The following is a 10,322-nucleotide window of genomic DNA, read 5'->3' as shown; positions in this document are numbered from 1 at the left end:
TTTTATTGTTTTTGGTTTTTGTTTTGTGGGGTTTTTTTTGTTTTTTATCCCCCCGCCGGGGGGGGGGGTACGCGGGGCCGGGGCCCCCCCGCCGAGGCGCGTCAGCCGGCGCGGGGCCCCTCGGTCCGGGGCCCGCCCGCGCCGCCGCCCTCGTCCGCGCCGCCCTCGTCCGAACCGGTCTCGGATCCGGCCGCCCCGTCCCCGACCCCGTCCGCCTCGGCCGGATCCAACCGGGCGCCGCCCCAGACGCCCGGCTCGGTACGGGAACCCAGCCAGTGCGCGATCGTCTCCTCCTCCGCCACCACCCGGCCCAACGCGATCGCCAGGGTCAGCCCGGTGAACGTCACGATCAGCCAGGAGAGACCCGTGAAGACCACCCCGTACGGGCCGAACTGCGTCACGCTGTGCCCCATGGCACGCGGCAGGTAGACCCGTGCGGCGATGCCCAGCCCCACCACCACCGCCCCGCAGAGCAGTGCCCCCGGCAGCAGCGGCAGCCAGCGCACCCGGCCGACCAGCAGCAGGTGCTGCGTCCACCACCAGAGCGCCGTGGCATCGAGGAAGGTCAGCGGGATCCCGAGCCAGGCGCCCAGGCCGAAGCCGTCCCGTACCGGTGTCTGGAACACCAGGCAGACCAGCCACACCAGCAGCCAGACCAGCCAGCGCCACGCCGCCACCCGGGACCCCGACTTGGGCAGCTCCCAGCAGCGTTCGCAGACCCGCTGCATCGCCCGGCTCAGCGTCGTCGCCGAGATCAGCGTCACCAGCGCGCCGATCAGGCCGATGCTGGTCTCCTGTTCATGGCTGGTCTGCAGCATCTGCTGCAGCGACTGCTGTGCGGCGCCCTCCAGCCCCAGTTCCTTGCGGAGCGAGCGGACCAGGCCCTCGCGGACCGCGGCCGGCGTGAACACCGCCACCACGAACAGTGCGGGCAGCGCGCTCAGGAACGCCTGGGCGGCCAGCCGGGTGGCGCAGTCCAGGAGGTTGACCCGCAGCAGCTGGCCGATCGCCCGGCCCACCAACGGGACCTGCTCGGGGAGCTCGCGCGCCCGGCCGGCCAGTTCCGCCGAACGCTTCTTCAGCCGGGCCGCCCGCCCGACCGGGTGCTCGCTCACAGGCGTCCTCCTGGGGCATGTCCCGACCGTGGACGGGCGGGCCGCCGGAAGCGCCCTGGTCACCGTGCTCCATGGTCGCCCGACCGCCGGACGGCCGCATCCGGGGCGGACCTCCGTCGTGACGGTGCCGGACCGGAGCGCGAGCGGGCCGGGCTCAGTGGGTGGCGCCGTCCAGCAGCGCGAGGGTCATCCCGCCGAGCGGTGTCACCCGTTCGGGTGGCCCGTACCTGGCCCGCAGGGCCCGCGCCTGCTCCGCCGGCACGACGCCCAGCGGGTCGGTGGTGTTTCCCAGCACGACCAGCCAGACGCGCTGCCCCGGCCCCAGGCACGCGGCCGGCCGCGGACAGGTGGTCGGAAAGAGGCTCCGGGCCTGGACGGCGGTGCGGTCGACGAAGACCGGGTACGGCCGGACGCCCTTCGGCAGGTAGTAGGAGACACCGTCCCCGACCATCGCCCACCCCTGGTCGCCGAGTGGGGTCGCCAGCCCGTCCCCGGGCCGGTAGCCGGCCGTGATCAGGGCGGCCGCCGCCCGGTACGGGGCACGGGACATGGAGTGCGAGCCCGGGTAGCGCACCAAGGACTGCGTGGGCAGCGCCACCACGGCGGGCACCGCGATCAGCCCGACCGCCAGCACCGCGCCCGCGGCCCGGACCTGCCGCGGCGTCCGGCTGCGCCGTGCGGCCGCCGCCACCGCGGAGTAGACCGTCTGCACCGCGCCGCCGGCCAGCGCGGCCCAGGCCGGCACCGTGAAGAGCAGGTAGCGGTCGACGAAGTACGAGGTGCTGCCCCGCGACACCAGCCAGACGGCGACCACCGGCACCACCGCGAGCAGCAGCAACTGGAGCGAGGGCAGGCGGTGCCCGGGCCCCACCAGCGCGAGCAGGCCCAGCAGGACGAAGGTGTGGAACACCCCGGCCGAACCGAACAGCGGCTCACCGAAGTGCCGCAGCTGGTCGAAGGTCGGCGTGCCGATCCAGCCCAGCTGGCGACCGGACTGCCGACTGCCCAGCACCACCACCGGCACCACCGGCAGCGTCGCCACCAGCACGGCCGCGGGGTACTGCCGGAGCAGCCGCCGCCGCACGGCACCCCGCGTCCGCCACAGATGCAGCAGCACCACGGCCGACTGGCCGGCCAGCGTCGCGAACGCGATCAGGTGGCCGGCGCCCGCCACCGCCATCGCCCCGCAGTACGGCGCCCAGCGCCGCGGCGTCGGCCGGTCCAGCGCACGCAGCAGGAACCAGGTGGCTCCCGCGACCGCGCAGGTCACCACGGCGTACGAGCGGGCCTCCTGCGCGTACCGCGAGATCTGCGGCACCGCCGTGAAGAGCAGCCCGCCGCTGATCGCCGCCACCCGGCCGCCGAACAGCCGCTGCGCGGTGAGCGCCACGAAGGCGGCGGCCCCGGCCATCGCCAGCACGGAGGGCAGCCGCAGCGCGGTCGCGGAGTCGCCGAACACCGATGTCCAGACGTGCATCAACAGGTAGTACGCGCCGTTGCTGGCGTCCGTGTGCCGCAGCAGCCCGAGCAGATCGCCGGGCGAGCGGGTGGCCACCGTCCAGGTCGTCACCTCGTCGCGCCACAGCTCCGGGATCCCCAGCTCGTAGCCGCCCACACAGAGCATCGCCGGCGCCGGCCAGAGCCACACCTGTCCCGCGACCCGGCGGACCGGGTGCGGGCGGCCGGCTGCTCTCATGGTGAAACGCCTCGTCCTCGCGGTCATGCGGTGCTGCCGGCGGGCCGGGAGGGGCGGGGGATCCGTTCCGCGCCGGGCCACCTGGGCAGGATGTGACGCCCCGTCGCCGGCGCCACCAGGACCTTTCCCATGCTCCCACCGGTAGGCGCACCCGTCGCGCGGACTCCGGCGGCCGGGGCCGGCCCGCCCCCGGCCCCGCTCCAGGTCGACGGTCGCCCCCGATCGACGGCCCTTCCCGGCGTGGCCACGCCCCGATCCGCTAGGCTGTCAGCGGTCGGCCGGGGCTCCTCGCACCATGCGCGCCGCCCGACCGCGAACGACCCCGCCTCAGTAGCTCAGGGGATAGAGCACGGCTCTCCTAAAGCCGGTGTCGCAGGTTCGAATCCTGCCTGGGGCACAGTGAATATGCGGGTCACAGGCCCTCCGCCGATCCGGCTGGAGGGCCTGTGGCGTTTCGGCGGGCCGTGCCGCCCGCTCGGTCCCGCGCCGGCGACCGGTCCGGGCGAGCCGTGACCCGGGCGGGGGCGGTGCGGCTCACCGAGCGATCAGGGGAGCGGGACCACGCCGATGGGGACTGCCGTCCGGCGTGCTTCTGGCGGTGCGTCAGTGGTGCCCGGGTGGGGCGCACCGAGGCGTACCGGCTCGCGCGACCGTCGGACGGCCCGGTCGGGGCCGTGGTCGCCCACGGCCCCGACCGGTGGGTCACCCGAGGAGGGATCGCTCCCGCGCGGTGACGGGCGGCCGGCCGGCGAGGTCGGCGAGCAGGCTCTCGCTCTCGCGGGTCGCGCGCAGCACTTCCGGGTCGAGGTCGACGACGACCAGCTCGCGCCGGTCCGGGCCGGCCTCCGCGAGGAGGCGGCCGTCGGGGGACCAGACGGCGCTGGCGCCGCAGGTCTGCCAGTCACCGGTGACGCCGATGTGGTTGGCCAGCACCGTGTAGAGGGTGTTGTCGAGCGCGCGGGCCGGGAACCAGGTGCGGGACTCGTGGTGGCCGTGGCCCACGCTGAACAGGGCGCCGACCAGGTAGGCGTGGCAGCCGTCGAGGGCGGCCGCGCGGGCGTGCTCGGGGAAGCCGGAGTCGTAGCAGATGCCCAGGCCGAGCCGCCAGCCGTCGAGTTGGAGGGTGCGGTCGGTGTCGCCCGGGCGGTAGGTGTCCCGTTCGGACTTGAAGAGGTACTGCTTGTCGTACCGGGTGGCGAGCGAACCGTCCGGGCCGAAGACGAGGGCGGAGATCCGCAGTCCGCCGTCGGCGTCCCGTACGGCCGCGCCGACGACGGCGGCGGTGCCGCTCTCCCGGCAGGCGTCGGCGATCGGCGCCAGCCGGGGGTCGCCGGGCTGGACGCTGTACTTGAGCGGGTCGGTCCGGATCAGTTCGGGCTCGTAGCCGGACAGGAACTTCTCGGCGAAGAGCACCAGGCGGACCCCGGCCGAGGCGGCCTCGCGGACCAGTTCGGCGACGGTCGCGACGTTGGCGGGGATGTCGCCGGCCACGGCCTGGGCCTGGGCGGCGGCGATCCGCAGCGGCCGGTCCGGGTGGTCGGCGGAGACGGACGGGCGGTCGGGCGTCGAGGGGAGCGGCATGGCGGCCAGATTATGGGGTACCCGGTGGGCCGGACGCGGTCGGGGCCACCCCGCCCGCAGGTCCGGCGCGCCGCTCCGAGCCGACCCGCTCCGAGCCGACCTTCTCCGAGCCGGACCGTCCCGCTCGACCGGTCGGTCGTCCGCTCAGCCGGCCGCGCCGTCCGGGCGGTCGACGGCCTCCTCGAAGGCCGGGTCGTAGGGCACCGGCGCCGTCGGGGAGACCAGCACCCGCTGGACCCTCGGTCTGGTCCGCCAGTTGACCCGTCGGACGTCCCGGGCCAGCGCGCCGGGCCGCCGGAGTTCGACGACGACGGTGACCGAACCGAGGACGAATCCGGCGGCCAGCCACCCGCCCAGGACGTCGCTCGGCCAGTGGACACCGAGGGCGATCCTGGTCCAGCCGATCGTCAGGACCGTCAGCGCGGCGATCGAACAGGCGGTGATCCGTCCGCCGCGCGACGCCCGGTGCCAGACCAGTCCGACCAGGACGGCACAGGTGATCGCGGAGGCCATCGCGTGCCCGGACGGGAAGGCCGGCCCGCCGGCGTGCGCGACCGGGTCGGTGAAGTGCGGCCGGGGCCGGTCGAAGGAGAGCTTCAGCACCCAGAGGAGGCCCCAGCCGACCAGGGCCTGTGCGGCGACCCAGGAGGCCAGCACCCGGGCGCCGATCAGCCAGAGCCAGACCGCGGCCACGCCGAGCAGCGTACGCATGGTGATGGTGCCGCCGATGTCGGAGAGCATCTGCACCGAGGCGACCCAGACCCTTCGGTCCCGGGCGTAGTCGTGCATGCCGTCGATCCACCCCTGGTCCAAGCCGGCGAGCGGCGACCACGCGGTCTGCACCAGGGCGGCCAGAACGGCGAACAGCGCGGTACAGCCCACCGCGAGCGCCGTGTGCCGAAGCAGGTGGCGATCACGCGGGGTGAGCGATGACGAGCTGTTGGTCAGGTGCATGGCTGACACCTTCCCAGTGCGTCGTGCTGTTCGGACACCGGGGCGATAGCGATTTGGCATCTTTTGTGCGGAGAACCTGCGTGCGCCGGGGCGCGTCCGCGCGCGGCTTCGAGGAGTGGGGGTGGTGGGCGCGACCGTTCCCGGCCCCGGTGCGGGAACGCGGGCGACCGTCGGCGGGTTCAGAGAAGTGAAGAGTGTGCGAAGGAGCGGCCGGTGGCCCCGCGAGGGCTGTTCGCCCCTCGGCGGGAGCCGGTCGGTCGGGGGCGCTCGTCGACGGTCGCCGCCGACCGTCGGCCGCGCCGGCCGAGTGCGGTGACCGGTTGTGGCGACCGCTCCGGAACGGTCACCGGGTTGGCACCTGTGGTGGCGGGCCGGTCACCCTCCGTCCAGGATCGCGGTGAAAACCGGCAGGATACTGCATCGATGGAAGAATCTGAGCGACTTGGGAATGTTGTCCGGAATCTGTTCGTTGGATCGTTACGTGTGAGCCCCCCGGGGCCCGCATTTCTTGCCCTCTCGGGGCAGGCAGGCAGACCTCCGGCACTACCAGCAAAGGGAGCAAGCATGGCCACCCGTGCCGTCGTTCGCGACAGGGCCGACCGGACTCGCGCGGCCCGCCCGACCAACCTTGAGGCCGACCGTGACCTGGTCGGCATGTACCTCGACGAGATCGCCAGGACGCCCCTGCTCGATGCCGCCGAGGAGGTCGAGCTCTCGCTGCGGATCGAGGCCGGTGTGTACGCCCAGCACCTCCTGGAGGAGGCGGAGCTCCCCAAGGGCGTCAAGCGTGAGGAGCTGGAGGCGATAGCCGAGGACGCCGAGCGCGCCAAGGACGTCTTCATCCGTTCCAACCTCCGTCTCGTCGTCGCCGTCGCGCGGCGCTACCCGCGCAGTGGCCTGCCGCTGCTGGACCTCATCCAGGAGGGCAACGCCGGCCTGGTGCGGGCGGTGGAGAAGTTCGACTACGCCAAGGGCTTCAAGTTCTCCACCTATGCCACCTGGTGGATCCGGCAGGCGATCACCCGGTCGATCGCCGACCAGTCGCGCACCATCCGGCTGCCCGTCCACCTGGTCGAGGAACTCGGCCGGATCCGGCGGGTCCAGCGTGAGAAGTCCAAGGAGCTGGGCCGCGAGCCCGAGCCGGCCGAGATCGCGGCCGAGCTGGACACCACCGAGGCCCGGATCAAGGACGTCCTGGACTGGGCGCGTGACCCGGTGAGCCTCAACATGTCGGTCGACGACGAGGGCGAGACCCAGTTCGGCGACCTGGTCGAGGACACCGGGGCGACCTCCCCCGAGGACGCCGTGATGGTCATGCTCCGCCGCGAGGAGCTGGACGGTCTCATCGGGCGCCTGGACGACCGGACGGCCTCGATCATCCGGTCGCGGTACGGGATGGAGGACGGCCGGGAGCGGACGCTGACCGAGGTCGGCAAGCAGCACGGGCTGACCCGCGAGCGGATCCGCCAGATCGAGAAGCACGCGCTGGCCGAGCTGAAGCGGATCGCCGACCACGCGGGCTTCGAGGCCGCCTGACGGCGTCCGGCGGCGTTGACGGCCGCCCCGGCGCCGCGGCGACGGACGGTGCCGCGGTGACCGGGCCCTCGGTCGCCGGCAGGGGTCCGGTGCGGACGTGTTCCGCGCCGGGCCCCGCGCGCGCTCGGAGGCCGGGCGTGGGGTCGGGGCGGGAGCTTCTAGGCTGGAGGAGTGGACCAGGTGAGAGACGGAGGCGGGCCGGTGGCCGAGCAGGAGCCCAGGCAGGACGGCGTGGACGACGCCGGTAGCACGGATGACGCGGTGGCGGACGACGCGCGGACGGCGGACGGGGCCGCGGCCGCGGGTGCCCGGGCGGCGACGAAGGCCCGGTTGGTGTTCCGGGACCCGTTGGACCAGCAGTCCGGCGACGACACCGACGCCGGCTGGGGAGGGCGCCCGGGGGCGGGGGAGAGTGGTGGACGGGGGCTGGACTGGTACCTGAGCCAGCGCCCGCCGCACCACGGCGGCTGACGGGGAACGTGCTCAGCGCTGCTGCGTGACCAGCGCGTCGCGGATCTCGGTGAGCAGGACGACCTCCTTGGCCTCGGCCTCGGCCTGGATCTCGGCGAGGCTCTTGCGCCTGGCGGCGAGCTTGGTCATGGGCAGGATCAGGAAGAAGTAGACGACGGCCGCGGTGATGACGAACTGCAGGATGGCGCTCAGCACGGAGCCCCAGAGGATGAAGATGCCGGTCGTCACCTCGCCGGTCGCGCTCACCTCGCAGGGCCCCTTGAGGCACGAGCTGTAGGTGCCCAGGTCCTTGGCCCCGAAGGCGCCGACGATCGGATTGATCACGCCCTTGACGAAGGCGTTGATGATGTTGGTGAATGCCGCGCCGATGACGACGGCGACGGCGAGTTCGACGACATTTCCGCGCAGCAGGAATTCCTTGAAGCCTTTCATGCCGCGTGAACGACGAAGTCGTTGTCCGGTTACGGGTGATCTTCAAGGGCGCCCGATTGACAACCCGCCCGGCTGATCGGCGCGGTCCCCGGCGGGGACAGACCCGCCCGGGCGGACCCCCAGGCCAGTGTGGCCGCCAGTGTGAGCAGCAGCAGGGCGGGTGCCCCGGCCCGGTGCCGGGCGACCCCGCGGAGCCGGTGGAGGCGGCCGCCGCCGCGTCGGATCGGCGGGAACGGCGGCACCTCCTGTCGTGGCGGGACGGCCGGGGCGGGCAGCGGCAGGGGAAGGCGCGGGGGGAGGCTCGTGGTCGACATGGGCACCGCCGTGAGTCGCAGGGCGCCGGCCCGCGGTGCGGACCGGCTCTTCCGACGCAGACTCTGCGCGGCCCGCGCGCTCGACGGAAGCCCTGTCCCCAGGCCTGTGGACAACTCGGCCCTGTGGACAACTTCGTACACCCGTACGAGCTAGTCGACCTGCGGCCGGTTGACGCCGCCGCCGGGGCGACCCGCACCCGTACCCGCACCCGCACCCGCACCCATGCCCGCGCCCCCGGCCCCGTCCCGGCCCCCGCCACCCGCCCCCGGGCAGGCGAAAGGCCCGTGGGTCGCGCGGTGGCGCGGGCCCACGGGCCTTCCGAAGTCCGGACTCAGCCGGCCGGCTTCGCCGCCGGAGCCGGGCTCGCCGAAGCGGTCGAGCCACCCGAGGACGAGGACGAGGACGCCGACGAGGTCGAGGACGCCGCCGAGGACGAGCCCGACGAGCTCGCGGCCGACGACGAACCGGTGCTCACGGAGCTGCTGGACGACGAACGGCTGTCGGTCCGGTAGAAGCCGGAACCCTTGAAGACCACACCCACGGCCGAGAAGACCTTGCGGAGTCGTCCCTGGCAGTCGGGGCACGTGGTCAGCGCCTCGTCGGTGAACTTCTGCACCGCCTCCAGGCCGTTACCGCACTCGGTGCACTGGTACTGGTACGTGGGCACTTGTCTTCCTCCTGGCACTCTCGCCTGATGAGTGCTAACGATGGTCAATGATGCGGCATTCCGCTGGATCAGTCCAGCGACTCGAATGTGAGATGAGCCGGGGGCGCGCCGAAGCGTCCGTTCCCGCCCCCCCCGGGTCGCCCCGCCCGCCGCGCACCCCGTCCGGCGCGCCAAGCCGCGCACCCCGTCCGGCGCGCCAAGCCGCGCACCCCGCCCGACGTCCGCGCACCCCGCCCGGCGTACCGGCCGCGCCACCCGTCGCGGCTCAGCCCTTGGCCGCCCCGACCAGCTGCGGTGCGGCGCTCCGCTCGCCGGCGGACGCGACCACGGTGCTCGGCGCACCCGGCGCGACGAGCAGGTGGCGCAGCGAGACGAGCGCGACCAGGCCCAGCCCGGCGCCGACCACCGGTACCAGGAACCCGGCCGACGGCCCGTGTCCGTCGATCAGTCGCCCGGCCACGGTGGACCCGACGGCCAGGCCCAGCCCGATGGCACCGGTCAGCCAGGTGAAGGCCTCGGTCTTGGCGCCGTCCGCGACCAGCGTCTCGACCAGGGTGTACCCGGTGATCAGCGTCGGCGCGATGGCCAGGCCGCAGACCAGTCCGGCCACGGACAGCGCGACCAGGTTGGGCATCGCCCAGAGCGTCGAGCAGCCCAGGACCAGCAGGGCGTAGCTGGCGAGCATCCGGTGCCGGGCGGCCTGGCGCCAGGCGACCATGCCGTAGAGCACGCCGGCCAGCATCGAGCCGCCGGCGAAGATCCCGTACACGGTGCCGTTGGCCCCGGGCTGGCCGACCGACTCGGTGAAGGCGGTCACCGAGACCTGCATCGCGCCGAAGACGGTGCCGACGCCCAGGAAGGCGCCGGCCAGCAGTCGCACGCCGGGGGAGGAGAGCGCGGAGACGCGCCGGGCGCCGGGCTGGTGCGGGTGGCGGGCCGGCGCGGTACGCCGCTGGGCGGCGAAGGCGAGCCCGCCGACCACGGTCAGCGCGGCCTCGGCGATCAGCCCGGCGGCGGGGGTGACCGAGGTGGCGATGGCGCCGGCGAGCACCGGGCCGATCACGAAGGTGAACTCGTCGGTCACCGACTCGAAGGCGAACGCGGTGTTCAGCTTGGCCGCCGACAGGCCGGGGGCCGACTGCTCGGTGCCCGCCGCGGAGAGCTTGGCGACCCAGCGGGCGCGCACCATCGCGCCGACCTGCGGCACGCTGGCGCCGGCCGGGGCGGCGGCGAGGAAGAGGGTCCAGACCGGGGCGTGGCCCAGGGCCAGCGCGATCAGCGTGCCGACCGAGACGGCGTGCACGATCACGCTCGGGACGAGCACGGCGGCCTGGCCGTAGCGGTCGGCCAGCCGGCCGGTCTGCGGGCCGATGAAGGCCTGGGCGACGGCCGAGACCGCCGCGACGCTGCCGGCCGTGCCGTACGAGCCGTGGGTGTCCAGGACCAGCAGGACGATGCCCAGGCTGAGCATCGCGTACGGGAGTCGCGCGGCGAGGGCGGGGGCGAGGAACGTCCAGGCTCCGGGGGTGCGCAGCAGGGCGCCGTAGCCGACCCG

9 protein-coding genes and 1 tRNA gene are annotated in these 10,322 nt (G+C 74.0%); 3 read left to right on the top strand and 7 right to left on the bottom strand.

Features of this window, described 5'->3' with window-relative positions:
• Nucleotides 1-101: 101 nt before the first annotated feature.
• Complete coding sequence (locus tag ACFXHB_RS12320; RefSeq protein ID WP_380573938.1) at nt 102-1,115, bottom strand: YhjD/YihY/BrkB family envelope integrity protein; 1,014 nt, start codon at nt 1,113-1,115, stop codon at nt 102-104.
• Between the two features lie 154 nt (nt 1,116-1,269).
• The gene (locus ACFXHB_RS12315; RefSeq protein WP_380573937.1) at nt 1,270-2,811 is read right to left on the bottom strand and encodes a glycosyltransferase family 39 protein; all 1,542 of its coding nucleotides are present in this window, start codon (nt 2,809-2,811) and stop codon (nt 1,270-1,272) included.
• Between the two features lie 324 nt (nt 2,812-3,135).
• Here ACFXHB_RS12315 and ACFXHB_RS12310 point away from each other — a divergent pair.
• Nucleotides 3,136-3,208: transfer RNA gene (locus tag ACFXHB_RS12310), tRNA-Arg, on the top strand.
• Nucleotides 3,209-3,513: 305 nt separating this feature from the next.
• Here ACFXHB_RS12310 and ACFXHB_RS12305 read toward each other — a convergent pair.
• Together ACFXHB_RS12305 and ACFXHB_RS12300 are read right to left on the bottom strand one after the other, a co-directional pair.
• On the bottom strand, nt 3,514-4,392 hold the full coding sequence (locus tag ACFXHB_RS12305; protein WP_380573935.1) for a carbon-nitrogen hydrolase family protein: 879 nt from the start codon (nt 4,390-4,392) through the stop codon (nt 3,514-3,516).
• Nucleotides 4,393-4,536: 144 nt separating this feature from the next.
• Nucleotides 4,537-5,346, bottom strand: coding sequence for a phosphatase PAP2 family protein (locus tag ACFXHB_RS12300; RefSeq protein ID WP_380573934.1), 810 nt, complete (start codon nt 5,344-5,346; stop codon nt 4,537-4,539).
• Between the two features lie 564 nt (nt 5,347-5,910).
• Between ACFXHB_RS12300 and ACFXHB_RS12295 the strand changes: the two genes are divergently transcribed.
• Together ACFXHB_RS12295 and ACFXHB_RS12290 are read left to right on the top strand one after the other, a co-directional pair.
• Complete coding sequence (locus tag ACFXHB_RS12295) at nt 5,911-6,882, top strand: sigma-70 family RNA polymerase sigma factor (protein ID WP_329489273.1); 972 nt, start codon at nt 5,911-5,913, stop codon at nt 6,880-6,882.
• 180 nt (nt 6,883-7,062) lie between these two features.
• Entirely contained in the window at nt 7,063-7,353 is a 291-nt protein-coding gene (locus tag ACFXHB_RS12290; protein WP_380573932.1) for a hypothetical protein, read from the top strand.
• Between the two features lie 12 nt (nt 7,354-7,365).
• Here the strand turns inward: ACFXHB_RS12290 and mscL are convergent, their stop codons facing one another.
• The 3 genes from mscL to ACFXHB_RS12275 form a co-directional block, all read right to left on the bottom strand.
• Nucleotides 7,366-7,785: a large conductance mechanosensitive channel protein MscL gene (gene mscL, locus ACFXHB_RS12285; RefSeq protein WP_380573931.1), complete on the bottom strand. Its 420-nt coding sequence runs from the start codon at nt 7,783-7,785 to the stop codon at nt 7,366-7,368.
• A gap of 646 nt (nt 7,786-8,431) precedes the next feature.
• Entirely contained in the window at nt 8,432-8,767 is a 336-nt protein-coding gene (locus ACFXHB_RS12280) for an FmdB family zinc ribbon protein (protein ID WP_380573930.1), read from the bottom strand.
• A 265-nt stretch (nt 8,768-9,032) separates the two neighbouring features.
• On the bottom strand, nt 9,033-10,304 hold the full coding sequence (locus ACFXHB_RS12275) for an MFS transporter (protein ID WP_380573999.1): 1,272 nt from the start codon (nt 10,302-10,304) through the stop codon (nt 9,033-9,035).
• Nucleotides 10,305-10,322: the final 18 nt, after the last annotated feature.

Origin of the sequence: Kitasatospora sp. NPDC059327 (assembly GCF_042752535.1) — a bacterium.
Lineage (GTDB): Bacteria > Actinomycetota > Actinomycetes > Streptomycetales > Streptomycetaceae > Kitasatospora.
Note: the sequence above shows the minus strand (reverse complement) of the source record. Positions and strands in the feature narration are given on the sequence as shown.

Coding starts and splice junctions, on each gene's coding strand:
- ACFXHB_RS12315 (WP_380573937.1), bottom strand. CDS start 2,811: ATGAGAGCAGCCGGCCGCCCGCACCCGGTCCGCCGGGTCGCGGGACAG.
- ACFXHB_RS12305 (WP_380573935.1), bottom strand. CDS start 4,392: ATGCCGCTCCCCTCGACGCCCGACCGCCCGTCCGTCTCCGCCGACCAC.
- ACFXHB_RS12300 (WP_380573934.1), bottom strand. CDS start 5,346: ATGCACCTGACCAACAGCTCGTCATCGCTCACCCCGCGTGATCGCCAC.
- ACFXHB_RS12295 (WP_329489273.1), top strand. CDS start 5,911: ATGGCCACCCGTGCCGTCGTTCGCGACAGGGCCGACCGGACTCGCGCG.
- mscL (WP_380573931.1), bottom strand. CDS start 7,785: ATGAAAGGCTTCAAGGAATTCCTGCTGCGCGGAAATGTCGTCGAACTC.